Source organism: Cellulomonas sp., from assembly GCF_015234515.1.
Taxonomy (GTDB): Bacteria; Actinomycetota; Actinomycetes; order Actinomycetales; family Cellulomonadaceae; genus Cellulomonas.
In genome coordinates this window covers 24,754-50,427 of sequence record NZ_JADGMY010000030.1, presented here as the reverse complement: position 1 = coordinate 50,427, position 25,674 = coordinate 24,754, and the positions used below count along the sequence as shown (strand labels likewise).

Sequence of the window (25,674 nt, the reverse complement as noted above, 5' to 3'; positions counted from 1 at the left end):
CGCTCCGCGGTGGTCCGTCCCTGGTGGTGAGAGTGCGATCCAGTGACCGGGGGTGTGCTGGATTGCACTCTCGCGCCCCCGGGTGGTGGGCGGTGGCGCTCCGCGGTGGTCCGTCCCTGGTGGTGAGAGTGCGATCCAGTGACCGGGGGTGCGCTGGATTGCACTCTCGCGCCCCCGGGTGGTGGGCGGGGGCGTCGCCGCACGGCAGGCTGGGGGTGTGGCCGGGATGGACGACGTCGTCGACGAGCTGTACGGGGGGACGCTGGACGACTTCGTCGCGCGTCGGGACGCCGCCGTCCGGGCCGCGAAGGCGGCGAAGGACAAGGAGCTCGCCGGGCGCATCGCGTCCCTCCGCAAGCCGACGGTCGCCGCCTGGGCGGTGAACCTGCTGGTCCGGGACGACGCCTCCCTCGCCGACGCGCTGCGCGACCTGGGTGAGGGCATGCGGGACGCCGAACGGTCGCTCGACGGGCCGGCGCTGCGCGAGCTGGGCAAGCAGCGTCGCGCGCTGGTGTCCGGCCTGGTCACGCGGGCCCGCCGGCTCGCCGCTGACGCGGGGCAGAAGGTGTCGACCGCCGCCGCGCAGGAGGTCGAGCAGACGCTCACGGCGGCGCTCGCGGACCCGCGCGTCGCCGACGCCGTCGCCGCCGGCACCCTCACGCACGGCACCGAGCACGTCGGCTTCGGCTCCGCCGGCCCGGCCGACGCACCAGACCGTGAAGCGTTGTTGCCGGATTCCGGCACCAACGCTTCACACTCCTCTGCGCGCGGGAGCGGGCGCGCGGGGGAGCCGGTCGACGGGGGTACCGGTGCGGAGGGTGCGTCGGGGGGGAGCAGCCGTGCCGGAGCGGCGCGCGGTCGCGCCGCTGCGCCAGGTGCCCGGGGTCGCGGTGGTGACGCCGGAGCGGGGGTTCCCGGCGGTGACGCCTCTGGCGGAGGTCGCGACGCCGACGCCGACGGCGCCACCACGTCACCGGACCGCGCGTCGGCCCGGACGACGTCCGAGGCGCGCGAGGGCGAGCGGCAGGAGCGTGAGCGCGAACGGCTGCGGCGGCGGCACGAGCAGGCCGTCGCAGCGCGCGAGGCGGCGGACGCGGACCTCGAGCGTGCGCGTACCCGGCACGAGGACAGCGCGGCGGCCGAGCAGCAGGCGGTCGTCGCCCTGGAGGACGCCCAGACCGCGTCGACGGCCGCGTACGCCGCGGAGGAGGAGCTCGTCCGCGCGCTCGCCGACGTCCGCCGACGCCTCGCCGACGCCCGCGCCGCACTGCCCCGCGTCGACGAGGCGCTGGTCACGGCACGCGCGCGGGCCCGCGAGCACGAGAAGGTGGTGCGCGCGGCCGCCCGGGAGCTGGAGCGCGCGACGAAGGCGGCCGACCGGGCCCGCGACCAGGAGCGACGCGCGTCCGACGAGCTGCCCTGACCGCCTCACCCGCTGCGGGTGGCCCGCCGGCGGGCGTGTGACCGTCGCCACGAACCCCCTCGTCCCGGCACCTCCCTGGGGCGGACGTCCCGCAGCCGACCGACGCGTCCGGTCATGATGGCCTCGTGCCGACCGAACCTGACGACGACGAGCTCGAGCTGATCCGCCGCTCGGGGGCGGTGCTGCGCGTGGGGCGGCTCAGCCTCGCGTCGGGGACCGGGTCGTACCGCGTGAAGGCGTCGATGGCGCGCGTCGCGGCGGCACTGGGCATCGACCGGCACCAGGCGCACGTCACGCTCACGGAGATCACGACGACGTCGCACCGTGGCCGCTCGTTCCGCACCGAGGTGACCGAGGTCCGCGCCGTCGGCGTCAACACCGACCGGCTGGCCGAGCTCGAGCTGCTCGCGCAGCGCGTCGAGGCCCGTGCGCCCGTCACGGTCGACGAGCTCACCACCGAGATCGACCGGATCACCGCCAAGCCGCCGCTGTACCCCGTCGCGCTCAACGCGCTGTGGGCGGCGGTCGCGTGCGCGGCGTTCGCCTTCCTCAACAACGGCGGCGTGATCGAGGTCCTCGGTGCGTTCGTCGGTGCCGGGCTGGGCCAGGCGCTGCGGCGGGTCATGCTGCACCGCGGCTTCAACCAGTTCGGCGTCACGATGCTCGCGGCGACCCTCGCGAGCCTGTCGTACCTGGGGTTCGTGCAGGCGCTGCACCTGCTCGGCCTCACCGGCGGGGTCCACGAGGCCGGGTACGTGGCCGCGGCCCTGTTCCTCGTCCCGGGGTTCCCGCTGGCGACGGGTGCGCTCGACCTCGCCAAGCTCGACTTCTCGGCGGGGGTCGCGCGCCTGACCTGGGCGCTCATGATCTTCGTGTCGGCGGCCTTCGCCGTCTGGGCGGTGTCGATCGTCGTCGGCCTGAGCCCCGACCCGCCGCTCGCGCTGGCCCTCGACCCCGCGTCGATGACGCTGCTGCGGCTGCTCGCGTCGTTCGTCGGCGTCCTGGGCTTCGCTCTGATGTTCAACAGCCCGTGGCGCATGGCGTTCGTCGCCGCAGGTGTCGCGACCCTGCCCAACGTCCTGCGCATCGAGGCCGTCGCCCAGTTCGACTGGCCGCCGCAGGCCGCGGCCGCGGTCGCCGCGTTCCTCGTGGGGCTGCTCGCCGCGTGGATCGCGCCGCGCCTGAACATCCCGCGCATCACCGTGTACGTCCCGGCGGTCACGATCATGGTCCCGGGCGTGCCCGCGTACCGGGCCGTGTACTACCTGAGCAACGGCGAGGTGAGCGAGGCCCTGACGTACGGGGTGTCGGCCGCGCTCGTCGTCACGGCGCTCGCCGTGGGGCTCGCCGTGGCCCGGATGTGCACCGACCGCGAGTGGGGCTTCGAGCACTGAGCTCGCGGGCCGCGCGTCGTCCCACCTCACGCTTTGGTCCCGCGACCCCCGGCCGGTACATTGGCCCACGTCCTGGAGACGTCGCATAGCCAGGTCTAGTGCGCGGCCCTGCTAAGGCCGTGAAGGGGTCAACCCTTCCGTGGGTTCAAATCCCACCGTCTCCGCATCGCGAAGGCCCGGTCCTCTGGGACCGGGCCTTCGTCGTCCCACGGTCACAGCCGCAGGAGGCCCGCAGCCGTCGGACCGAACCCGCACGTCCGGTAGAACCCCTCGAGGTGCGGCTCGAAGTCGACGTGCAGCCACGCGCAGCCCGCGGCGCGCACCTCGACGACGAGCCGTTCGACGAGCCGGCGCCCGGTGCCCTGCCCCTGGTGCGCCGGCTCGACCACGGCGTCCAGCAGGAACGCGTGCGCACCGCCGTCCCAGCAGGCGTGGACGAACCCCACGAGCCGGTCGTCGACGAACGCCCCCACCCAGCTCACGCCGTACCGCTCAAGGCGTGCCGACCACGGCGTCGCGTCCGTCGGCACCGCGCTGCCGAAGGCGCGGGCGTGCAGTCGGGTCAGGGCGGCGTCGTCCACGTCGAAGCGGACGCGCAGGTCGGGGGTGTCCACGGCCCCAGGGTCGCCCATGAGCGCCCACCTGCGGGGGCGCGGGGATCGTCGGCGTCATCCGAATTGCCCCGTTGCGTCCCGACCCGCGCGCATGCATGCTCGTCGCACGAGGAGCGTCGACGAAGACGGGGGTCGCGATGCGCAGCAGGGGTCGGGTCGTGCAGGTGCTGGTGGCCGCGCTGCTCGCAGCGGGCGTGACGGCGGTGGTGTCGCCGCCGGCGTCCGCCGCCACGGTTCCCACGGGATTCACGGACGCGCTGGTCGCGGACGTCGACAACCCGACGGCGATCGCGTTCACCGCGGACGGGCGGATGCTCGTGGCGCAGCAGGCCGGACGCCTCCGGGTACGCACCGCGGCGGGCTCGCTGCTCTCGACCCCGGCGCTCGACCTCGCCGGGCGCCTGTGCACCAACTCGGAGCGCGGCCTGCTCGGTGTCGCTGTCGACCCGGACCCGGCGACGCGTGCGATCTACCTGTTCTACACGGCGCGCGGCACGAGCTCGTCGTGCCCGACGAGCCAGGGCGCCAACCCGGCGGGTGCACCGACCAACCGGGTCTCGCGCTTCGTGCTGCGCGACGACAACACGGTGGACCCGGCGAGCGAGACCATCCTGCTGGACGGCATCTACTCCTCGGCAGGCAACCACAACGCCGGTGACCTGCACGTCGGCAAGGACGGCTACCTGTACGTCACCACGGGCGACAGCGGCTGCGACTACGCGGGCGACAGCGGCTGCGCCGGCAACAACGACGCGTCGCGGGACCGCCACACGCTCAACGGCAAGGTGCTGCGCGTCGAGCGGACGACGGGCGCCCCGGCTCCTAACAACCCGTTCCTGGGTGCCGGGACCGCGAGCTGCCGGCTGGCCCCGGTGGCCGCCGGGACGATCTGCCGCGAGACCTACGCGTGGGGACTGCGCAACCCGTTCCGGTTCGCGTTCGACCCCGACGCCGCGGGCACCGTGTTCCACGTGAACGACGTGGGGCAGAACGCGTGGGAGGAGATCGACCTCGGGACCGCGGGCGCGGACTACGGCTGGCCCGTGCGGGAGGGGCACTGCGCCCAGACGGGGTCCGCGACGAACTGCGGGGCCTCGCTGCCGGCGGGGATGACCGACCCGATCCACGACTACACCCGGTCCACCGGCTGCGGCTCGATCACCGGCGGGGCGTTCGTGCCGAACGGCGTGTGGCCCGCCGCGTACGAGAACGGGTACCTCTTCGCCGACTACGTGTGCGGCCGGATCATGATGCTGTCCGGCGGCACGCGCACCGACCTGGCCTCGGGTCTGGGCGGCGCCGTGCACCTGGAGTTCGGTCCGTACGCCGGGAGCCAGGCGCTCTACTACACGACGTACGCGAACGGCGGCGAGATCCGGCGGATCGCGTACACGGGCACCGCCAACCGCCCGCCGACGGCCGCGGTCACCGCGAGCCCGGCGACCGGGGCCGCGCCGCTCACCACCACGCTCGACGGCTCGGGCAGCAGCGACCCCGACGGCGGCGCGCTGACGTACCTGTGGAGCTTCGGCGACGGCACGGCAGACGCGACGACGACGACCCCCACGGTCCGCCACACGTACGCGGCCGGGTCGTGGACGGCGACGCTGCGGGTCCGCGACGCCGCGGGCGCGACGTCCTCACCGGTGACGGTGCGCATCAGCTCGGGCAACACCGCGCCCGTGGCGACCATCACGTCACCGGCCGCGGGGGCGACGTTCAGCGTCGGCCAGACGATCCAGCTGTCGGGCTCCGCGACGGACGCGCAGGACGGCACCCTGCCCGGCACGCGCCTGAGCTGGACCGTCATCCGCGTCCACGACGCCCACACGCACCCGTTCCTCGGCCCGGTCACCGGCACGGGCACGACGTTCACCGCGCCCGGCCCGGAGGACCTCGCCGCGGCGGCCAACAGCTACCTGCGGGTCAGCCTGACCGCGACCGACTCGCAGGGCGTCTCGACGACCGTCACGCGCGACCTCCAGCCGCGCAAGGTCGCCGTCACGCTCGGCACGTCGCCCGCCGGCCGCACCCTCACGGTCAACGGCCAGACCGTCACCGGACCGACGACCGTGACCTCGTGGGCGGGCTTCGACCTGCAGCTCGGGGTGCCGGCGCAGAGCGACGCGCAGGGCGTCCCCTACGTGTTCGACCGGTGGTCCGACGGCTCGACGGCCGCGACCCGCACGTGGACCACCCCCACCAGCGCGACGACCCTCACGGCGTCGCTGTCGCCGTCCCAGGGGGGCGGGCTGAGCGGCACGTACTTCGACAACTCCGACCTGACGGGGACCAGCGTCACGCGCGTCGACCCGACCATCGCCTTCACGTGGGGGACCGCGGCCCCGATCGCCGGCATCGGGGCCGACACGTTCTCCGTGCGGTGGACGGGGTCGATCGTGCCGCGCTACTCGCAGACGTACACGTTCTCCACGACGAGCGACGACGGCGTCCGCCTCTGGGTCGACGGGACGCTCGTCATCAACCAGTGGAGCAACCACGCCGAACGGGTGGACACCGGGAGGATCGCGCTGCAGGCCGGTCAGGCCGTGCCGATCCGGCTCGAGTACTTCGACGGTCTGCGCAACGCCACGATCCAGCTGCGCTGGTCGAGCAGCTCACAGGTGCAGGAGATCGTCCCCGCGTCGCAGCTGCGCCCCAGCAGTTGACGGCCCGGGCGGCTGACACCCCTACGTGACGTCGGTCCGGGGTGTGTGCGGCGACTCGGTCAGGTGGGACAGGTCGACGTCCCACGTGCCGTCGCGGGCGATGCGCCACGTGCCGGTGTCGAGCATGTCGTGCCACCGGGCGATGCGCTGGGGGAGCGTGGAGTGGGCGACGACGAGCGGGTCGGCCGCAGGGTCGTGGCGGAAGGTGTCCGGGCCAGGACGTGACCCGTCGAGGACGAGCGGCATCGCGTGGCCGTGCACGGCGACGACCCAGTGCGGCTGCCACGGTGTCCCGACCGCGGTCCCGGCGCGCTCCTCGGCCTGTGAGGCGCGCAGGTAGTCGCCGGAGTGACGCAGGCTCTCGTCCAGCGACGCGAAGTCCTGCCCGGGCGCGAGGTGGGCGGCAGGACGCCCTGGGCGCGCTCCCACGCCGTCGCGCCACGTCCACAGCGCCGCGACCTCCTCCGTGAGGTCGTAGCCGTGCTCGTGCGCCAGGTCCTGGGCCTCGACCCACGTGAGGCCGGGGCGCAGGCGTGTGACGACGATCGCGCCGAGCGAGACCAGCCGGGCCGCCCAGCCGTGCAGGGCGTCGTGCACCTCCCGTGCGCTCACGGCCCGGCCTCGACGCCAGTCACAGCCCAGGCCCTCGTGAGCGGTTCTGCGCGCGCCTCCCGTACCCCGCTGCGGTCATGGCGACCGACCACCGTGCCCTCCTGCATGCTCGTGACGTGCGGGGACGTCGTCGGACCCGCGGCGAGCCGTCACGGTGACACACATGTGCACTCCCGCGCCCCGCGACCGTGACGAGCCACCCGGTCGGCCGAGCGTGCGCGGGTGAAACGCGGCCCGAACGGCCCCTTACCGTCCGGTAGCGGAAGCGTGGCGGGCCCGGCGGAGCCCGGATGTGGCCGACGACGCACCATTCGCGTTTTGGGTCCGGCCCTCGTGCCTGTATCGTTCTGGTCGGCCCGCGAGGGCCGTGCGCCCGTAGCTCAATGGATAGAGCATCTGACTACGGATCAGAAGGTTGGGGGTTCGAGTCCCTTCGGGCGCGCAGTGCTTGACCTGCAGTAACGCTCACCGGCCGTCCCAACTGGGGCGGCCGGTGTGCGTTAGGTGTGCGTACCTGCACCGGCGAACAAGCAGTAGCCGGGCGCGCCGCTTCGGCGCGGCGGGGTGGTCCCTCGTCGCCTGGTAGGACGACCGGCGCATGTCGTCTCCAACACCTGGCCCCCTCGACGGGGGTGTCGGTGCCTGGAGGCATACTCTGGCGGCATGGCCCACGACGTCCACGCTGAGCGAGCCGCTCTCCTCGCGTTGCTCAAGATCCGGCCTGGGAAGTCGACGTGGCCCGAGTTAGCGACGGAGGTCGCCTTCCTCGGGAGCGCGACGTGCCTGCTGGAAGAGCGGACGTCGCAGAGCCTGCTGCCCGATCCCGAGGTGGTTGCGGCACTCGAGTCTGCGGAAGCTGATCTGGTCGAGTGGGAACGCATGGGTCTCCGGCTCGTCACCGTCATGGACCCCGACTACCCGCGTCGGTTGCTGGACATCCGCGAGACGCCACCGTTCCTGTTTGCGTCCGGTCACCTCTTGTCTGACGACCGGGGCATGTCGGTGGTCGGCTCAAGGCATGCATCGCCTCTCGGGCTGAGCATGGCGGCGGCCGCCGCAGAGCTCCTCGTCGAGAAGGGCCTCACTGTCATCGCCGGTCTCGCAGCCGGCATCGACTCCGCGGCCCATCGAGCAGCCCTTGCTGCCGGTGGACGGACCGTCGCGTTCATCGGTACAGGCATCCGGAAGTCGTACCCGGCCGAGAACCGTGCCCTTCAGCGCGAGATCGAGGAACGTGGGCTCGTGCTCTCGCAGTTCCTCCCAGACGCACCACCTACCAAGTACAACTTCCCGATGCGCAACGCGACGATGTCCGGGTACGGCCACGCGACGATCGTTGTAGAGGCCGGGGAGACGAGCGGGACCCGAATCCAGGCTCGGCTCGCGACTCAGCACGGGCGCCCGGTGATCCTCGCCAGAGCGGTCGCTGAGACGACCCAATGGGGAGCGGCGCTGGCGGAACGTCGTGGCGTGTACGTCGTGGCGGGCACCGGTGAGCTGCAGTCCGCGATCGAGCAGGTTCTGGGTGAGCAGGAGGCCCTGAGGGCCGCCCTGCGGGACTTGGCTCCGTCCGCTGCATGACTCGCGTCCTGCCGCCGCGGGTCCAGCGCGTCGCAGACCTGGTGGTCAGCCAGGCGGGTGGATACCTGCGCAACACGATTCGCGAGCACAGGGTCACCTGCGCAGTGTGCGCGGCGCCGGTTGATGGGTACGAGCGGTGCATCCCCTGCTCGGGCCACGCCAGCAGTGCCCACCGGACCGCTGACCGCGTCGCTTCGCTCGTGTACGCCGTCGAGTATGACTCGCAGGCGTACAAGCTCGTGAGGGGCTACAAGGCTGACAACCCGGGGCCGTCGCTGTCGGACATGATGAGCTCATTGCTGGCCATCGGGCTCCAGGGTCATGGCGCATGCGACGCCAAGTTGGCCGGGAATCCGGCCGACATCGGATGGGCTGTGGTTCCGTCGACCCGACGTCCAGACAGACCTCAGCCGCTTCGGGTGCTCTTGCAGGCGCTTGCGAAACCGGGGCATGAGATCGTGCTGGCGCCGTCACCGAACCCCGTAAGCGTCCGCGAGCTCCGCCCTGAGAACTTCCTCGTCGTGACGCCGCCTCCGTATCGGCCACACGTCATCCTCATCGACGACTCGTGGGTCCGCGGCGGGCACGCACAGTCGGCGGCTGCGGCGCTGAAACTCGCCGGTGTAGCCGACGTCTCGATCCTGACGGTGGCACGAGTCCTGAATCCGGACTGGGCGCCGAACGTTGAGTTCATCCGGGTGCGTCTTGGCGGCTGGTATGACCCGTCGATCTGCCCGTGGACCGGCGGCGCCTGTCCCTGACGTGATGACGGGCGCGTCGGAGATGCCTACGCAGGAGCACTCGCGCGCCGGTCAGGGGCGGCACCACCGTTGGAGGCTCGATTCGAGGCCCAGAAGGCGTCGTTCGGGCGGCCGCGTCGACGCCCGCGGGCCGGAGCAGGTGCGAGTAGATGCCGCTCGTCACGCCGATGGACGAGTGGCCCAGCAGCTTGCTGACGATCTCGAGCGCGACTCCCGCCGCGATCATCGCGGACGCGCTGAGGTGACGGAGGTCGTGGAACCTCATCGGGGGTAGGAAGGCTTCCTTCGAAAGCCTCGTGAAGAGCTTCCCGACGACGTCGGGTCGGAGGTCGGACCCGTCCTCCCGGGTGAAGAGCCGGCCGGTTCCTCGCCAGGCGTCCCCCACTGCTGTCGGTCGGCGTCCTGCGTGGCCTTCCACTGCTCCAGGACGTCTGCGACGTGCTCGCCGAATGGAATCTCGCGGTCGGAGCCGGAACTCGTCTTGGGGTCGCCCTCGCGGACTGTGCTGCCCACCATGACGAGGCTGCGCCGGACCGTCACGATCCGCGCTAGGAGGTCGACGTCCTCCCACCGCAGCCGCAGACCTCGCCTCGACGCAGGCCGAGCCGCGCCGTGAGCTCGAACAGGGGCCGGAGCCGGTGGTCGGAGGTCGCACTGAGGAACATGTCGAACTGCTCGAGCGGCCACAGGCCGGCACCGCCCTTGCCCGAGGGCTTCGGAGCCTTGACGCCGATGGCTGGGCTCGACGGGATGAGGTTGGCGTGGACGGCGGCATCCAGTGCACATCGCAGTGAGGCCAGGGTCAGCCGTCGGGTCGCCTCGCCCGCCCCGTCCTTCGCCATGGTGTCCAGCAGAGCCCGGATTTCGCGGCCGGTCAGCTTCGTGAGTCGGTGGCGCCCGAGTCGCGGGATCAGGAACTTGCGGGTGTAGCGCACGTACTCCGAGCGCGTCGACGGACGCAGGGACGCGAGGTGGGCGTCCTGGTCGATCCACGACTACAAGAACTGCCCGACGGTGATGCCGGGGGCGTTCACGATCCCGTTGACCGCGAGGTCGCCACGGCACGCTAGCCCGCGGTGAGATCTGGCGATCCCGGTCGCGATGCCGGCGCCCGAGGCGGGTACCCGCCGCTGCGTGCCCGCTTCGGTCCGGCCCGTCTGTGCCCGTAGGGACGAGCACAAGCTCAGGTGACTGCGGGCGTCGGCAGGGCGGATGGCTTCCTGCTCGCGGAGGGGGAGATGCCCTCCGGGCGGCGCCTCACCGTTGCCGTAGCGCCTACCGACTCCGACTCCGGCGTAACTGGTGACGTCACGTCCTGGACCTCCCCGGACCCTTCGGTGACGCACTCGCATCGCCCGATCCGCGGCGGTAGATCACCGAGCAGGCCCTGGTGCCGGACCGGCGTGAGCATTACAGTGAATCGGTGAAGGAAGAATTACAGATAAATCATATGCTTACCCACACAGGAGGAGACATGGGACGTACTCCAGGAGCCAAGAACCGCACCCCCCGGGAGCTCCGGGCTGAAGCCAAGCGCCTTACCGAGAAGGCCAACCTCTTGGAGAGAATGGCGAAGCTCAAGAAGGAAGCAGCGAAGAAGAAGTAGTGCGACCCGTGGACCTCGAACACGTCCCACACGGCAAGTGTGTGGACTGTGGCGCGAAGACCTTCGTCTGGTGCGAGAACCGCAACGGATGGCACTGCACCAGTTGCGACTCGGACTGCCCATGACTGCTGGTCCGTGCCAACGCATCCCAACGAAGGGACTGTGAACTGTTGACCGACAACAACTGGTGCGATGCGTTGTACTTCCCGTACGGGCGACGCAAGTTGGGCGGTGTTCATTGCCGCCTGGAGCCAGACCACGCCGGGGACCACTGGTGCGAAGCCGAGGACGAGATGGCCGAGGGCGGTCCCGGCTGATCCCGGATCCGCCGGGCTAGTGAGGTCGATCCACGCGACTGGCCACGCCCGGGGTGTGCGTTCGGTGTGCGTACCTGCGATGGCTCAGGGCGACATCAGGCGGGCTGCGGCGACGCGGCGACAGTCGGCTGACCTGCAGAGACGGGACCGCTTCGACCGGTCTGGGATGAGCCGTTTCGATCGCCCCATAACTACGGATCAGAAGGTTGGGGGTTCGAGTCCCTTCGGGCGCGCAGATCGATCGAAGGCCCAGCACCCCACGGTGCTGGGCCTTCGTCGTTCCCGCGCGGACTGCGGGTCGCCCGCTGCCACCCGTCGGGGAGAGGGGGCCCCGGACGAAGTCGTGGACCAGTTCGGCGCCCTCGGCGGGCCCCACGCGCCCGGTGCACAGCGGCCAGCGGGACACTCGCCGCTTCCACCAGCGGGCCGTCGCGAGGACGGGGACGGAAGAGAGGTCGACATGTCGTTGCTGCCCGGGCCTGCCCGTCGGGCGCTGAGCGCGCTCCTCGAGGCGCACCTCGCGGCGTTCGGCAAGACGTACGCCAAGGCGCGTGCGCACGACGTCCCCCCGCGCGGCGCGTACGCGCGCGGCACGGTGGTGGCGCTGTTCCTCGCTCCCGTACCGACCATGCGGGGCCCGCGCCGCGAGTGGGCGACGGCGTGCGAGGAGGAGATCACGGTCCGCCGGGCGCGCATCGTGCTCGCCTGACCGTCGACCACCCCGGCCGCGACCCCCGCGCCGCGGCGTCTCTCACTCCACGACGAGGCTGCGCCCTGCCACCTCCACGGTCAGCCCGGCGGCGTCCGGCGCGTCGTCGGGCAGGGCGACGACGCTCGTCGTGGGGACGAAGTCCATGGTGCACGGGCGGTCGTACATCTCGGGCCCGCTCAGCGTGATGCTCAGCACCTCGGTGCTGTCGTCCCACGTGACGGCCGTCGGCAGGACGGGGCACGTGCTGCTGCCGTACGTCACCACCTGCAGGTGGCGGGCGTCGTCGCCGGCGACGACGGCGGTCTCGCCCTCGGTGACGTCCCCGGGTGCGCCCGGGAACGTGGTCTCGGCGACGGACGGGACCGCGTCCGCCGTCGCGGACGGTGACGGTGCGGGTGTGGGTGCGACGTCGCCCGGATCGGTGCTGCCCGTGCTCCCGCTGCTGCCGGCGCACCCGGCCAGCGCCACGCCCAGCAGGATCGTCAGTGCCGTGCCTCGGATCGTCCTCATCGTCCTGCCCTCCGATGGGGCCGCGCGCCTGGCGGCCGGGTGACCAGCATGGCGCGGACGCGGGTCGCGTGGGAGTCCCGGACGACCCCGACCGTGTCGACAGCGCTCAGCCGGCCGTCGGCACCGCCAGCCCTGCCCCGGGGATCGCCGCGAGCAGGTCGCGGGTGTACTCCTCGCGCGGGGAGTCGAACACCTCGTCGGTCGGCGCGTGCTCGACGATCTTCCCGGCGCGCATGACGACGACCGAGTCGGCGATCTGCCGCACCACGGCCAGGTCGTGCGTGATGAACAGGTAGGCCAGGCCGAGCTCGCGCTGCAGCCCGGCCAGCAGCTCGAGGACCTGCGCCTGCACCAGCACGTCGAGCGCGGAGACGGCCTCGTCCAGCACGACGACCTCGGGTTGCAGGGCCAGCGCGCGGGCGACCGCGACGCGTTGGCGCTGCCCGCCGGACAGCTCGTTGGGGAACCGGCGCATCGTGGCCGCGGGCAGCGCGACCATGTCGAGCAGCTCGCGCACGCGCGCCTCGCGCGAGCGGCGGTCGCCGACCCTGTGCAGCCGCAGCGGCTCCTCCAGGCTCCGGTAGACCGAGTACTGCGGGTCGAGCGACCCGTACGGGTTCTGGAACACCGGCTGGATCCGGCGGCGGAACGCGAGCGCGCGCCGCCCGCTCAGCCGAGCGACGTCCTCCCCGTCGAACTGGACGGTCCCCGACGTCGGCTCCAGCAGGCCGAGCACCATGTTCGCCGCGGTCGACTTGCCCGAGCCGGACTCGCCGACCAGGGCGAGCGTGCGCCCGCGCGCGAGCGAGAAGCTCACGTCGTCGACCGCGGTGAAGCCCTGCGCCGCCCGCCCACGCATCCGGAAGACCTTCGTCAGGTGCGACGCCACCACGATCTCGTCGCGCTGCGGCTCGGGCTCGTCGGCGTGCCGCGCCAGCAGGTCGTCGGTGGCCTGCTCGCCGCGCTCGTGCGCGACCTGGATGCGGCGCGACGACAGCGAGGGCGCGGACGCCACGAGCCGCCGCGTGTACGGGTGCTGCGGCTCGGCGATGATCTGCCGCGCCGGGCCGGACTCCACGACCTGCCCGCGGTACATGACGACGAGGTGCTCGGCGCGCTCGGCGGCCAGCGCGAGGTCGTGCGTGATGAACAGGACCGCGGTGCCGAGCTCGGAGGTGAGCACGTCGAGGTGGTCGAGGATCTGGCGCTGCACCGTCACGTCGAGCGCGGACGTCGGCTCGTCGGCGATGAGCAGGCGCGGGCGCGCGGCGAGGCCGATCGCGATGAGGGCACGCTGGCGCATGCCGCCGGAGAACTCGTGCGGGTACAGGTCCGCGCGCTGCTCGGCGTCGGGCAGGCCGGCCTCGGCGAGCAGCTCGGTGACGCGCGCCCGCCGCTCGGCCCGTGACCCGCGGAACCCGTTGGCCCGCAGCGCCTCGTCGACCTGGGAGCTGACCTTCCACACCGGGTTGAGGTTCGACATGGGGTCCTGCGGGACGAGACCGATCTGGTCGCCGCGCAGGGCCTCGACGTCGCGGCGCGCGAGCCCGACCAGCTCGCGACCCGCGAACCGGATGCTGCCGGCGGTGACCCGGCCGGTGCCAGGCAGCAGGTCGATGACCGCGTGCGCGGTCGTGGACTTGCCGGAGCCGGACTCGCCGACGATGGCGACGGACTGCCCGGGGTAGACGGTGAGGTCCACGCCGCGCGCGGCCTGCACCGGGCCGCCGGACGTCGAGAACGTCACCTCCAGCCCGCGGATCTCGAGCAGCGGCACCGTCGGGTCGGCGGGGGTGCGGGGCGTGGGGGTGCTCATCGTGTTCGTGCCTTCGGGTCGAGGGCGTCGCGCACGACGTCGCCCATCATGACGAAGCCGAGGACCGTCAGGGCCAGGGCCCCGGCCGGGTACAGCAGGATCCCGGGGTCGGTGCGGATGGCGCCCTGCGCCTGGGAGATGTCGCCGCCCCACGACACGGTGGACGGCGGCAGCCCGATGCCGAGGAAGCTCAACGTCGCCTCCGCGACGATGAACGTGCCCAGCGCGACGGTCGCGTACACGATGATCGGCGCCGCCGAGTTGGGCAGCACGTGCCGGAACAGGATCCCGCCGCGGCCCATCCCCAGGGACCGGGCGGCGGTCACGAACTCGTTGTTCTTCACCGACATGACGGTGCCGCGCGCGATGCGCGCGATCGGCGGCCAACCGAAGGACGCGAGCACGAGCGCCACGGTCAGCGCCGTGCGGTCGCTCGCCAGGCTCATGATGACGATCGCGGCGAGCACCAGCGGGATCGCGAAGAAGATGTCGGTCAGCCGGGCCAGCACCGTGTCGGCCCAGCCGCCGACGTACCCCGCGACGGCGCCCGTCAGGGTCCCGACGACCACGACGAGGCCGGTCGTGAGCAGCGCCACGGTCACCGACGCGCGGGCGCCGTGGATCGTGCGCGAGTAGATGTCGCAGCCCTGCCGGTCGAACCCGAACGGGTGCCCGCCACGCGGTGCGGCGAGGGCGTCGGACAGTGCGCACGTGCGCGGGCCGATCGACGTGAACATGCCGGGGAACGCGGCGACCAGCAGTGCCGTGGTGATCAGCACGGCCGACGCCCAGAACAGGGGTCGGCGCCGCATGTCCCGCCACGCCTCGTGCCAGAAGCCGACGGGCGCGCTCGTCGTGACGACCGCGTCGACGGCGCCGAGGTCGCCGTCGTCGAGCGGCTGCGCGACGTGCTCCTGGCCCGGGCGCGGGGCGGTGCGGGCGGTGCGGACGACACCGGTGGGCACGGGGGTGTCAGGCATAGCGGATCCTCGGGTCGAGGGCGGCGTAGAGCAGGTCGACCACGAGGTTGGCGACGATGTAGACGAGCACCAGCACGGTGGTGAGGGCCACGACGGTGACGCTCTCGCCGCGCGTGATCGCGTCGAAGAGGGTGCCGCCGACCCCGTGGATGTTGAAGATGCCCTCCGTGACGATGGCGCCGCTCATGAGCTGGCCGAGGTCGGCGCCGAGGAACGTGACGACGGGGATCAGGGAGTTGCGCAGGACGTGCTTCCCGGTCACCTGCGAGCGGGACAGACCCTTGGCGCGGGCGGTGCGCACGAAGTCCGCCGACAGGTTCTCCTGCACGGACGTCCGGGTCAGCCGGAGCACGTACGCGAACGACGTCGCCGCGAGCACGGTCGCCGGCATCAGCAGGCTGACGAAGTCCGGATCGCGTCCTGCCGTGACCGGCAGCCAGCCGAGGTTCACACCGACGACGATCTGCAGGACGAAGCCCACGACGAAGGTCGGGACGGCGATGAGCAGCAGGCTGAGCACCAGCACGCCGGAGTCGAACAGCCCGCCCTTGCGCATCCCGGCGACCAGGCCGAACCCGATGCCGAAGACGGCCTCGATGGCCAGGGCCATGACCGCCAGCTGGAACGTCACGGGCAGCGCCTGGGCGATGACCTCCGAGACCTCGCGGCCCGTGAACGTCACGCCCAGGTCGAACGTGACGATGCCCTTGAGGTACAGCAGGTACTGCACGAGGAACGGCTCGTCGAGGTGGAACTCCGCGCGGATCTGCTCCTGCACCGACTCGGGGAGCCCGCGCTCGCCGCCGAGGGCCAGGACGGGGTCACCCGGGCGCAGGAAGACCAAGGCGTAGAGCAGGAGCGTCGCTCCCAGGAAGACGGGGATGACCTGCAGGAGCCTGCGGCCGATGTACCAGCGCATGGGTGATGTCGCTTCCGTCGCGTCCGACCCGGTACCGAGGGCGGCCCCGGTGCCGTCCGAAGGGGACGGGCACCGGGGCCGCGCGGCGTCACTCGCTCTTGGTGACCTGGTAGAGGATCGGGTCGGAGTCCCAGCCGAACGCGACGTCGTCGACCGTGTCGGCCCAGCCGCCGGTGGCGTTGTTGTACCAGAGCGGGATGCCGGGCAGGTTCTCGAACAGGATGGCCTCGGCCTCCATGTAGAGCTCGACCGCGTCGTCCGGCTCGGTGGCCCCGCTCGCCTCGGCGAGCTTGGCGTCGAAGGCCGCGTTGGACCACTGGCCGTCGTTCGAGCCCGCCCCGGTGCCGTAGATCGGGCCGAGGAAGTTGCTCATGGCCGGGTAGTCGGCCTGCCAGCCACCCCGGAACAGCCCCGGCACGGTGCCGGAGTCGCGCGCGTCGAGGTACTCGTCGAAGGTCGGGTACGGGAAGAACTCGCAGCCGATCTCCAGCACCGTGCGGATGTTGTTGCACACCGCGTCGACCCAGGTCTGGTGGTCGGAGTCGGCGTTCGAGGCGATCTGCAGCGTGTAGTCGCCCAGCGGCGCGAGCGTCTCGGCCTGTGCCCACAGGTCGGCGGCGAGGTCGGCGTCGTAGTCGAGCACGTCGTTGCCCGGGATGTCCTCGGTCCAGCCGTCGATCACCGGGGACGTGAAGTCCGTGGCGGGGGTGCGCGACCCGGAGAAGATCGTCTCGGTGACCGCCGCCCGGTCGATCGCGTGGGACACCGCCTGGCGGCGCAGCATGCCGGCGTCGCCCTGGAACTCCGGCAGCCACTCGGGGACGGTCATCACCTGGATGACGGCCGCCGGCTGGTTCACCGACCTGCCCTCGAGCTCGTCCTCGAACGTCGCGAACGCCGACGACGGCACGTTCTTGATGATGTCGAGCTCGCCGGCCAGCAGGTCGTTGTACGCCGAGTCCTCGTCGGTGTACGCGACGAGCTCGAGGCCCGCGTTCTGCGGTGCGCGGTTGCCGGTGTAGTCCGGGTTCGGCGCCAACGAGATGCTCGAGTCGTGCTCCCACGACTCGAGCACGTACGGGCCGTTGCCCACCGGTGCCTCGCCGAACGCCTCGGGGTCCTCGAAGAACGACTCCGGGAGCGGGAAGAACGCCGCGTAGCCCAGGCGGATCGGGAAGTCCGACTCCGGCTGCGCCAGGGACACCACCAGCGTGCTGTCGTCCTCGACCACGAGGCCGCCGGCCTCGATCAGGGAGGTGTTCTCGTCGTACGAGAAGCCGGTGATGGGCTCGAAGAAGTACGACAGGCTCTGCTTGTTGTCCAGTGCGGCGCCGTAGTCCCAGGCCTTCGCGAAGCTCTCGGCGGTCACCGGGGTGCCGTCGCCGAAGGTCCACCCGTCGGCGATCGTGATCGTCCAGGTCTGGTTGTCCGGCGACTCGATCGACTCGGCGACCTCGTTGTGCACGCCCCCCTCGGCGTCGTAGTACACGAGCCCGGCGAACAGGTTCTGCACCGCGAGGGCGCCGTTGACCTCGTTGGTCATGGTCGGGATCAGCGGGTTCTGCGGCTCGCCGTTGTGGACGGTGACGATGCCGCCGCTCGCGTCGCTCGGCGCGGCTTGCGGGTCCGCGTCGGACGCACAGGCCGTCAGGGCGAGCGCCCCGGTCAGGCCGAGGGCGGTGAGAGCTGCGAGGCGCCTGCTTGTCATGAGTTCCTCCGGTCGAAGGCGGTGTCGGTGTCCGCCGGATGACGCCCGCCGCGGGGTGGGGTGGCGCGTCGCGGTCCGTGGTGTGGACGCGGTGAGAGTAGGTGAACCGGCGGTGGCGAGAAATAGTTGCAGGGGGCATGCAACGCGTTGTTATCCAACTGTGGCCGGGGTTAACGCGCTCGAAACAAATGACGCGCGCGCGATACCGACGATTCTTGTCCGGAAACACGAATGTCACCCCGGCATGTGATTCTGAGGACTCCGCCGGCGCGGGATGCTCGGGGGATCCGGCACACCAACCGGCCGTCGGCATCGAGGACGTCGTGGTCCAGGGCTACCCGACGTGGACGCGGGGAACGGCCGGCCGGCCGCGCCGCTGCACCGGTCGCTCCACCAGCCACCAGCTCGCCGTCGCCGCCAGGACGGTCGCGGGCAGGGCGACCAGGCCCGCGGCGTCGTCGAGGACGGGGCGCAGCCACAGCGTCAGCGGGTAGTTCCACAGGTACGCGGCGTAGGACACCGTGCCGAGCGCGACGAGCGGACGCCACACGGGTGCCGGGGTGACGTGGCCGCGCCACGCCTGCATGAGCACGACGGTCGCGACCGCCACCGCCGGCCCGGCCACCAGGTACGTCGCCGCGTGCCCGCGCAGGTCGGTGGCCGTCAGGGCGACGACCAGCGTCAGGGCGGCGACCACCGCGTGCCGGCCCCGCCAGGCCGCCGGCCACCGGTCCTGCGTCACGCGGGACGCCGCACCGATCACGAAGCACCCGATCCACGACGTCGCCAGCGGGTACGCGGCGTCGGGGTCGTCACGGAACCACACGACCGTCAGGACGCACAGTGCGGCCGACGCGAGCCCCGCCAGCACCAGCCCCGTCCGCAGCCGCCGCGCGCGCACCGCCAGCACGATCACCAGCGGCCACAGCAGGTAGAACTGCTCCTCGGTCGCCAGCGTCCACAGGTGGTAGATCGCAGGGCTCACACCCACGAGGCCGACGTACGGCAGGTTGGCGGTGTAGGTGAGCGACACCGCGACCGTCCGCGGCAGGGTCCCGCTGTCCCCGAGCGGGTCCAGCGTGAGGGTGACCAGCACGAACCCGACGACGAGCACGAGCAGCGCGGGCACCAGGCGCCGCGCCCGCCGCAGCCAGAAGCGACGCAGGTCCACCCGGCCCGTGGCGGCGGCCTCGTCCACCAGCAGCCCCGTGATCAGGTGCCCGGACAGCGCGAAGAACATGACCACCCCGACGACGCCCGCCCCCGGGAACACGTCGGGCCACGCGTGCCGCAGCATGACCAGCGCGATGGCGGCGCCCCGCAGCGCGTCCCACGCGCCGACGCGTGCGCTCACCACGCGCGCGACGCGTGCCGTGCCCGGGCCTGCGCCACGAGCTCGGCCACCAGCTCGGGATACGTCATGCCGACCGCCGCGAACATCTGCGGCACCTGCGAGTGCGCCGTGAGCCCCGGCATCGTGTTGACCTCGTTGAGCACCGGGCCGTCCGCGGTGAGGAAGAAGTCGACGCGGGCGACGCCCTCGCAGCCGAGCGCGTCGACGACGGTGCGCGCGTCCGCCGCGAGCCGCTCGGCGTCCGCGGCGTCGAGGACGGCGGGGACGACGAACCGGGCGGTGCCGTCGTACTTGGTGGCCGTGTCGAACACGGCGCCGGCGTGCCCGATCTCCAGCGGCGGGGAGACCACGGTCGTGCCGTCCGCGCGGCGCAGGACCGCGACGTCGATCTCCCGGCCGACCACGACCTCCTCGACGAGGGCGCGGTCGTCCAGCTCGAGGGCGGCCGCGACGGCCTCGCGGAGCTCGGTGAGCGTGTCGACGCGACGCACCCCGTGGCTGGACCCGCACGCCACGGGCTTGACGACCGCGGGCAGGCGCGGGTCCGCGCACGCCTCGGCGACGTCCCGCACGACCCGGCCGTCGGCGACGGCGACACCGACCGCGGCGGCGACCAGCTTGGTCACCCACTTGTCCATGCCGACGGCCCCGGCCCGCACGCCGGATCCGACGCACGCGACGCCCGCCAGGTCGGCCAGGGCCGCGAGCGTCCCGTCCTCGCCGCGCGGGCCGTGCACCGCGGGCAGCAGCACGTCGCACGTCGCGACGACGGCGACCGCCTCCGCGAAGGACAGGGTGCCGTGCTCACCCGACCACGTGCCGTCCCGTCCGATGGTGAGGGCGACGACGTCGTGCGTGGGCGCCAGGGCGTCGCGCACCGCTGCGGCGCTCGCGAGCGACACGTCGTGCTCGGCGTTGGCGCCGCCCCCCACGACGGCGACGCGGCACACGGGCGCGTGCGGCGGGGTCGGGGCGCGGTGCTGCAGGTCGGACGTGGTCACGGGTGCTCCTCGGGGACGGTCGGTGGGGGTGTCGGGGGTGCCGGGACGACGCGGCGCACGAGCCGCCGCCCCAGGCCGGTGAGCAGCTCGTGGGGGAGGGTGCCCGCCCAGCCGGCCCAGTCGGTGAGCGTGGGTGCCGGGCCGTCGGTGCCGATGACGGTCACGACGTCCCCGGGCTGCACGGGCAGGTCGCCCACGTCGACGACGACCTGGTCCATCGAGACGCGCCCGGCGAGCGGACGACGCCGACCGTGCACGAGGACCTCGGCACGCCCCGACGCGCTCACCGGGAGCCCGTCGGCGTACCCGAGGGGCAGCAGCGCCAGCCGCGTGGGCGCCGACGTCCGGTACGTGTGGTCGTACCCCACGCCGATACCGGCGCCGACGTCGCGCACCTGCACGACGGGCGCGGTCACGTGCGCGGCTCCGCGCAGCACGGGGTGCCGTCCGGTCGTGTCGATGCCCACCAGGCCGGCGCCGACGCGCGACAGGTCGAAGGCCGTGCCCGGCAGCCCGAGCACGGCGGCCGTGGCGCCCAGGTGGCGCAGCACGGGACGCAGCCCCGCGGCGTGCGCGTGCTCCACGCCGCGCACGAACCGCCGCGTGGCGGCCGCGTTGGCCTCGGCGTCGAGGCCCGCCGCGCAGGCCAGGTGCCCCATGATGCCCACGACCCGCACGGTCCCGGCGCGCTCCGCCTGGCGGGCAGCCGCGCACAGGGCGGGCCACAGCTCGGGTGGGCAGCCGTCACGTGCGGTGCCGCAGTCGAGGAACAGGTGGACGTCGACGACGCGGTCCAGCCGGCGTGCCGCCCACGCGGCGGCGTCGAGGTGCGCGGCGCTCGGCACCGCGACGTCGACACCGTGCAGCACCGCGTCCGACATGTCGGCGCCCGGTGCGTCGAGCCAGCTCAGGAGGGGTGCGCCGACACCTGCCAGGCGCAGCTCGACCGCCTCGGCCAGGGTCGCGACGCCCAGGGCCTGGGCGCCGTTGTCGAGCGCGGTGCGCGCGACGTCGACGGCGCCGAGCCCGAACCCGTCCGCCTTGACGACGGCCATGAGCCGCCGTGCGGACGCGGCCAGCAGGCGCGTGTTGTGCGCGACCGCGTCGAGCCGCACGGTCAGGACGGGCCGGGTGCGGGCCACGGCGACGGGGGCGGCGCCCGGCGGGCAGAGCGTCGTGCTCACGCCGTCACCGGCCCGTAGAGGGCGGCCGGGCTGCCGGTGACGAGCGCCCAGTAGCGGTCCCCGTAGCTCCAGTGCCACCACTCCGTGGGGTAGTTGACGAAGCCTGCGCCGGTCATGGCCGCGGACAGCGCGGTGCGCAGGGCGCGGGCGGCGGGCGGGACGGGGGCGTCGGTGAAGCAGCGGCCGTCGCTCTCCTCCGGCGTGGCGTCCAGCGGGCACCCCAGGTCCAGCTCCCGGCCGGTGTCGTCGACGAGGGTCACGTCCACGGCGGCGCCGGCGACGTGCGGCGCGACGGCCAAGGGCGCGACGTAGCGGCTGGTGAGCCGGTCGACCTCGTCGTCCGTCGCGGTGGGGTGGTCGAGCCGCACGCGGGACCGGTACCGGGCGATGATCTCGGCCTGGGCGGCAGGGCTGCGCCACCCCTCGGCGAGGACGAGGTGCATGCCGGCGGGCAGTGCGGCGCGCGCCAGGGCCAGGCGCCGGGCGACCGTCGCCCGGACGCGGGACCCTTGCGGTCCACCGCTGCCGGGCAGGCGGGGCAGGCAGGTGCCGACGAGGGGCTCGCCGCTCTCGGCGAGCGGCACGGCCGCGACACGCGGGTCGTGCAGGAGGACGTCGTTGCTGGTCAAGGGCACGGCAGCGACGCTAGGCGTGGGGGTGGGGCGGGCAACTCCCCCCGAGGTCTCGACGTGCGCAGGCCACGGTGGCACGTCGCTGCGGGCTGCTCCACCCACGGCGGGGGTGTCGGGCGATGTCCCGTCCCCCTGCGGGATGACGTGCGGCTCGTGACCGGCGTACGGGACCGGCGGTCCGCCGCCACGCGCACCGGATGCGGACCGGGCGTGCAGGCGCACACTGGACGGGCACCCGGAGGTGACCACCATGAGCGTTCCCGCGATCGACCCGAGCATCCCGCCCAGCGGCCCCGGCTGCGTCGAGTGCGAGCAGGAGTCCGGCTGGTGGGTGGCGTTGCGCCGGTGCGCCGCCTGCGGGCACGTCGGCTGCTGCGACAGCTCACCGGGGCAGCACGGGACGGCGCACTGGCGCGCCACCGGGCACCCGCTGATGCGCTCGTACGAGCCGGGGCAGGACTGGTGGTGGGACTACGAGGCGGGCACGTACGCCGAGGGCCCGGAGCTGGCGCCGCCGCTCGCGCACCCCCTGGACCAGCCGACGCCCGGGCCCGAGGGTCGCGTCCCGCCGGACTGGCGCCAGCAGCTGCACCGGTGACCGCCCGTCGCGTCGGGCCCTAGCCTCGGAGCATGTCGACCAGCACGGCACCGTCCGTTCCCGGCCTGCCCGCAGCCAGCACGTTCGCCACCGCGGGGCGCATCGTCCTGGGTGCCGGGGCGGTGGCGCAGGTGCCGGACCTCGTCACCGCGCTGGGGAGCCGCGTCCTGGTCGTCGCGGGACGGTCGGCCGACGTCGGTGCGCTGGGTGCCGCGGCCGTCCACCGGCACCGCGGCGAGCCGGACGTCGACGCCGTGCGGGCCGCGGTCGCCGTCGCGCGCGAGGTGCGCCCGGACGTCGTCGTCGGGTGGGGTGGCGGGTCGGTGCTCGACCTCGCCAAGTGCGTCGCGGTGCTGGCGCGCGGCGGCACGGACGTGCTGGACCACCTGGAGGTCGTCGGGCGGGGGCTGCCCCTGGGGGAGGTGGCGCTGCCCGTCGTCGCGGTGCCCACCACGGCCGGGACGGGCGCCGAGGTCACCGCCAACGCGCCGGTCCGCGTCCCGGACCGCGGCGTGAAGGCCAGCCTGCGCGGGCGTGCGATGCTGCCGGCCGTCGCGGTGGTCGACCCGCTGCTCACGCTCGGGTGCCCGCCCGCGCTCACCGCGTCGTCGGGTGCCGACGCGCTGACGCAGTGCCTCGAGGCGTTCACGACGCCGTACGCGACGGCCCTGACGGACCCGCTCGCGCGTGAGGGCCTCGTGCGTGCGGGACGCAGCCTGCGACGGGCCGTCGAGCACGGCGACGACGTCGACGCGCGCACCGACCTGTCGGTCGCGGCCCTGCTGTCGGGCATGGCGCTCGCGAACGCGAAGCTGGGTGCCGTCCACGGTCTGGCCGCCGCGCTGGGCGGGCGGCTCGGCGCGCCCCACGGGCAGGTGTGCGCCGCGGTGCTGGCCGCGACGACCGCGGCGAACGTCGCGGCGCTGCGGCGCACGGACGCGGGCGGGCCGGGCCTCGCGCGGTACGACGACGCGGCGGCGGCCCTGACGGGCCGGGCCGGCGCCCGGGCGGACGACGCGGTCGCGTGGCTGGCGGAGCTCACCGCGGCGATCGGTGTCCCCGGCCTCGGCGCGCTCGGCCTGGACGCGGCCGACGTCCCTGCCGTCGTCGCCGACGCCCTGGCCGCGTCGTCCACGCGGGGCAACCCCGTCGCGCTGACGGCGGCCGAGCTCGCGGACGTCGTCGCCGCGTCCTGGTGAGCGCACCGCCAGGAGGAAACAGCGGGCGCCCGCACCGGAACACCGGGGAGGATGTGCCCATGAGCACCCTCGACCGACTGACCGCCGACCTGACCACCTCCCTCAAGGCGCGCGACACCCTGCGCACCAGCACCCTGCGCCAGCTCATCGGAGCCGTGCGGCACGAGGAGAAGGCCGGCACGGTCGCGCGCGAGCTCAGCGAGGACGAGATCCTCAAGGTGCTGGCCCGCGAGTCGAAGAAGCGCCGTGAGTCTGCGCAGATCTACGCCGACGCGGGAGCCGCCGACCGGGCGGCGACCGAGACGGCGGAGGCGCAGATCGTCGACGAGTACCTGCCGACGCGCCTGAGCGACGACGAGCTCGCCGCCCTGGTCGACGCGGTCGTCGCCGACACCGGGGCGTCGTCGCTCAAGGACATGGGGACGGTCATGAAGGAGGCGAACGCCCGCGCGCAGGGGCGCGCCGACGGCAAGGCGCTCAGCGCCCTGGTCCGCACCCGCCTGGCCGGCTGACCCGCCGACTCACCGACCCCCCACACCCACCCCCCAACCCACCCACACCCACCCCCCACCCATCCACACCCACCCCAACCCATCCGCCGAGCTCGACCTTTGGCGGCTTTCGAACGCCGAGAAGCCGCCGAAGGTCGAGTTCGCCGTCAGGGAGGGGGTCGGGGAGGGGGGTCAGGGAGGGGGTCAGGGAGGGCGCCGGGGGGCGACGTCAGAGCTGACGTGCCGGCTCCTCGTCGGACGGGGGGGTCGCCGGTTCGGGATCCGGGGCCTGTGCCTCGGCCATCGCGCGCCGTCCTGACGGCAGCGCGACGCCGACGACCACGACGAGCATCAGCGCGACGCCCGCGGCCACCAGCAGCGACTCCACCGAGTAGCGGTCGGCCAGCGGACCGAACACCGCCATGCCGAGCGGCATCGCGACGGCCATGACGATGCCCACGAAGCCGAACACCCGGCCCAGGCGCTCGGGCTCGACGCGCTCCTGCAGCACGGTCATGGTGGGCGTCGAGAAGAACGGCACGCCCAGGCCGATGAGGAACATGAACCCGAAGAACACCCACATGTTCGTCGACAGGCCCAGGCCGACGTTGAGCACCGCGAACAGCGCGGTCGTCACCATGACCATGTGGACGCGGTTGCGCAGGCCGCCCCACCACGCGACCACCACGCCGCCGAGCGTCATGCCGACGCTGAACGCGAGCTCGTTGACCGTCAGCTTCCAGACCTCCTCGCCGAAGGAGCGCACCACCATGAGCGGCGTGAGGAACGACGGCGCCACGATGAGCACGAACACCACGCCCCACATCGCCAGGACCCACCGCACGAACGGCGTCGTCGCGACGTACCGGACGCCGTCGGCCAGGTCCGCGAGGTAGCCGCGCACGCCCGCCTGCTGGTCGCCGCGCACCAGGCGCGGCACCGGGACGAGCAGCAGCAGGCCGATGCCGATGAGCGCGGTCACGACGTCGACGAAGAAGATCGCCTCGATCGACGCCCACGCGTACAGGCCGGCGGCGAGCGCGGGCGCGACGAGCATCATGGCCGACTGGATCGTGGCGTTGACCCCGTTGATGCGCATGAGCTTGTCGGGCGGCACGATCTGGGGCAGGAGCGCCCCCACCGCGGGCGTCTGGATGCCGGCGCCGGCGGACCGGATCGCGGCGGCCACGTACAGGATCCACAGGTCGTCGTAGCCGGACAGCATGAGGATCGCGAGGGCCAGGGTGGTCGCGGCGATGGCCGCGTCGGCGCCGATGACCAGCGCGCGGCGGTCGAGCCGGTCGGCCCACACGCCACCGAAGATCGACACGACCGCCTGCGGCAGGAACCCGACGACCGCGTACACGGCCATCACCGTCCCCGACCGCGTCTCGAGCGTGAGGTGCCACATGATCGCGTACTGCACGAGCATCGAGCCGAGCAGCGAGAACGTCTGACCCGTGAGGAAGACGGTGACGTCGCGGCGCCAGCGGGTCGGTGCGGTGGGGGTGGTCATGGCGGCCTCGGGGTGTGTGGGTCCGGGGGTGTCGCGGGATAGACCGGGCGCGCGGGCCGGACTCATCGGGACGATCC

The 25,674-nt window shown here is 73.1% G+C and carries 24 protein-coding genes and 2 tRNA genes; 12 read left to right on the top strand and 14 right to left on the bottom strand.

Going from position 1 to position 25,674, the window contains the following annotated elements; genetic code table 11:
• Positions 1-226: 226 nt before the first annotated feature.
• The 3 genes from IR158_RS16775 to IR158_RS16765 all read left to right on the top strand — a co-directional run bounded on the left by IR158_RS16775 (position 227) and on the right by IR158_RS16765 (position 2,981).
• Positions 227-1,423 (top strand): hypothetical protein, encoded by a 1,197-nt coding sequence (locus IR158_RS16775; protein WP_291814884.1) that lies wholly within the window; start codon positions 227-229, stop codon positions 1,421-1,423.
• A 125-nt stretch (positions 1,424-1,548) separates the two neighbouring features.
• Positions 1,549-2,817 carry a threonine/serine exporter ThrE family protein gene (locus IR158_RS16770; RefSeq protein ID WP_291814882.1) on the top strand — a complete coding sequence of 423 codons (1,269 nt, stop codon included), beginning with the start codon at positions 1,549-1,551 and terminating at the stop codon, positions 2,815-2,817.
• Between the two features lie 74 nt (positions 2,818-2,891).
• Positions 2,892-2,981 (top strand) — tRNA-Ser (locus IR158_RS16765).
• Between the two features lie 48 nt (positions 2,982-3,029).
• On the opposite strand, the gene IR158_RS16760 is transcribed toward IR158_RS16765, so the two are convergent.
• The gene (locus tag IR158_RS16760) at positions 3,030-3,431 is read right to left on the bottom strand and encodes a GNAT family N-acetyltransferase (protein WP_291814879.1); all 402 of its coding nucleotides are present in this window, start codon (positions 3,429-3,431) and stop codon (positions 3,030-3,032) included.
• Between the two features lie 137 nt (positions 3,432-3,568).
• Between IR158_RS16760 and IR158_RS16755 the strand changes: the two genes are divergently transcribed.
• Positions 3,569-6,100 (top strand): PQQ-dependent sugar dehydrogenase, encoded by a 2,532-nt coding sequence (locus IR158_RS16755; RefSeq protein ID WP_291814876.1) that lies wholly within the window; start codon positions 3,569-3,571, stop codon positions 6,098-6,100.
• Positions 6,101-6,121: 21 nt separating this feature from the next.
• Here the strand turns inward: IR158_RS16755 and IR158_RS16750 are convergent, their stop codons facing one another.
• The gene (locus IR158_RS16750; protein ID WP_291814873.1) at positions 6,122-6,712 is read right to left on the bottom strand and encodes a hypothetical protein; all 591 of its coding nucleotides are present in this window, start codon (positions 6,710-6,712) and stop codon (positions 6,122-6,124) included.
• 369 nt (positions 6,713-7,081) lie between these two features.
• On the opposite strand from IR158_RS16750, the gene IR158_RS16745 reads away from it, so the two are divergent.
• From IR158_RS16745 to IR158_RS16735, 3 genes are all read left to right on the top strand, one after another.
• Positions 7,082-7,154: transfer RNA gene (locus tag IR158_RS16745), tRNA-Arg, on the top strand.
• Between the two features lie 221 nt (positions 7,155-7,375).
• A complete protein-coding gene (locus IR158_RS16740) occupies positions 7,376-8,293 on the top strand; it encodes a DNA-processing protein DprA (RefSeq protein ID WP_291814870.1) in 918 nt (305 codons plus the stop codon).
• A complete protein-coding gene (locus tag IR158_RS16735) occupies positions 8,290-9,054 on the top strand; it encodes a hypothetical protein (RefSeq protein WP_291814867.1) in 765 nt (254 codons plus the stop codon). Before IR158_RS16740 ends, IR158_RS16735 begins: the two co-directional genes overlap by 4 nt.
• Here IR158_RS16735 and IR158_RS19375 read toward each other — a convergent pair.
• The gene (locus tag IR158_RS19375; RefSeq protein WP_366928459.1) at positions 8,984-9,439 is read right to left on the bottom strand and encodes a tyrosine-type recombinase/integrase; all 456 of its coding nucleotides are present in this window, start codon (positions 9,437-9,439) and stop codon (positions 8,984-8,986) included. The two genes, IR158_RS16735 and IR158_RS19375, sit on opposite strands and share 71 nt — an antisense overlap.
• 163 nt (positions 9,440-9,602) lie before the next feature.
• The gene (locus tag IR158_RS16730) at positions 9,603-9,989 is read right to left on the bottom strand and encodes a hypothetical protein (protein ID WP_291814864.1); all 387 of its coding nucleotides are present in this window, start codon (positions 9,987-9,989) and stop codon (positions 9,603-9,605) included.
• A 488-nt stretch (positions 9,990-10,477) separates the two neighbouring features.
• Here IR158_RS16730 and IR158_RS16725 point away from each other — a divergent pair, with 488 nt between their 5' ends.
• Entirely contained in the window at positions 10,478-10,660 is a 183-nt protein-coding gene (locus IR158_RS16725; protein ID WP_291814861.1) for a hypothetical protein, read from the top strand.
• Between the two features lie 777 nt (positions 10,661-11,437).
• Positions 11,438-11,686, top strand: coding sequence for a hypothetical protein (locus IR158_RS16720; RefSeq protein ID WP_291814858.1), 249 nt, complete (start codon positions 11,438-11,440; stop codon positions 11,684-11,686).
• Between the two features lie 42 nt (positions 11,687-11,728).
• On the opposite strand, the gene IR158_RS16715 is transcribed toward IR158_RS16720, so the two are convergent.
• The 9 genes from IR158_RS16715 to IR158_RS16675 all read right to left on the bottom strand — a co-directional run bounded on the left by IR158_RS16715 (position 11,729) and on the right by IR158_RS16675 (position 21,796).
• Entirely contained in the window at positions 11,729-12,199 is a 471-nt protein-coding gene (locus IR158_RS16715) for a hypothetical protein (RefSeq protein WP_291814856.1), read from the bottom strand.
• 106 nt (positions 12,200-12,305) lie between these two features.
• On the bottom strand, positions 12,306-14,015 hold the full coding sequence (locus tag IR158_RS16710) for an ABC transporter ATP-binding protein (RefSeq protein ID WP_291814854.1): 1,710 nt from the start codon (positions 14,013-14,015) through the stop codon (positions 12,306-12,308).
• Entirely contained in the window at positions 14,012-14,995 is a 984-nt protein-coding gene (locus tag IR158_RS16705; protein ID WP_291814852.1) for an ABC transporter permease, read from the bottom strand. The genes IR158_RS16710 and IR158_RS16705 overlap by 4 nt, the downstream gene beginning before the upstream one ends.
• On the bottom strand, positions 14,988-15,914 hold the full coding sequence (locus tag IR158_RS16700) for an ABC transporter permease (protein ID WP_291814849.1): 927 nt from the start codon (positions 15,912-15,914) through the stop codon (positions 14,988-14,990). Before IR158_RS16700 ends, IR158_RS16705 begins: the two co-directional genes overlap by 8 nt.
• Positions 15,915-16,002: 88 nt before the next feature.
• Positions 16,003-17,622, bottom strand: coding sequence for an ABC transporter substrate-binding protein (locus IR158_RS16695; RefSeq protein ID WP_291814846.1), 1,620 nt, complete (start codon positions 17,620-17,622; stop codon positions 16,003-16,005).
• A gap of 334 nt (positions 17,623-17,956) precedes the next feature.
• Complete coding sequence (locus IR158_RS16690) at positions 17,957-18,976, bottom strand: acyltransferase (RefSeq protein ID WP_291814843.1); 1,020 nt, start codon at positions 18,974-18,976, stop codon at positions 17,957-17,959.
• On the bottom strand, positions 18,973-19,977 hold the full coding sequence (locus IR158_RS16685) for a D-alanine--D-alanine ligase (RefSeq protein WP_291814840.1): 1,005 nt from the start codon (positions 19,975-19,977) through the stop codon (positions 18,973-18,975). Before IR158_RS16685 ends, IR158_RS16690 begins: the two co-directional genes overlap by 4 nt.
• On the bottom strand, positions 19,974-21,161 hold the full coding sequence (gene alr / locus IR158_RS16680; protein ID WP_291814839.1) for an alanine racemase: 1,188 nt from the start codon (positions 21,159-21,161) through the stop codon (positions 19,974-19,976). The genes IR158_RS16685 and alr overlap by 4 nt, the downstream gene beginning before the upstream one ends.
• Positions 21,158-21,796, bottom strand: coding sequence for a M15 family metallopeptidase (locus IR158_RS16675; RefSeq protein WP_291814836.1), 639 nt, complete (start codon positions 21,794-21,796; stop codon positions 21,158-21,160). Before IR158_RS16675 ends, alr begins: the two co-directional genes overlap by 4 nt.
• A 247-nt stretch (positions 21,797-22,043) precedes the next feature.
• On the opposite strand from IR158_RS16675, the gene IR158_RS16670 reads away from it, so the two are divergent.
• From IR158_RS16670 to IR158_RS16660, 3 genes are read left to right on the top strand one after another with little or no spacing between them, the layout of a single operon-like run.
• A complete protein-coding gene (locus IR158_RS16670; protein ID WP_291814833.1) occupies positions 22,044-22,391 on the top strand; it encodes a UBP-type zinc finger domain-containing protein in 348 nt (115 codons plus the stop codon).
• Between the two features lie 32 nt (positions 22,392-22,423).
• A complete protein-coding gene (locus IR158_RS16665) occupies positions 22,424-23,590 on the top strand; it encodes an iron-containing alcohol dehydrogenase (protein WP_291814831.1) in 1,167 nt (388 codons plus the stop codon).
• Between the two features lie 59 nt (positions 23,591-23,649).
• Positions 23,650-24,102: a GatB/YqeY domain-containing protein gene (locus IR158_RS16660; RefSeq protein ID WP_291814829.1), complete on the top strand. Its 453-nt coding sequence runs from the start codon at positions 23,650-23,652 to the stop codon at positions 24,100-24,102.
• Positions 24,103-24,310: 208 nt separating this feature from the next.
• Here the strand turns inward: IR158_RS16660 and IR158_RS16655 are convergent, their stop codons facing one another.
• Positions 24,311-25,597 carry an MFS transporter gene (locus tag IR158_RS16655; protein WP_291814827.1) on the bottom strand — a complete coding sequence of 429 codons (1,287 nt, stop codon included), beginning with the start codon at positions 25,595-25,597 and terminating at the stop codon, positions 24,311-24,313.
• Positions 25,598-25,674 lie beyond the last annotated feature (77 nt).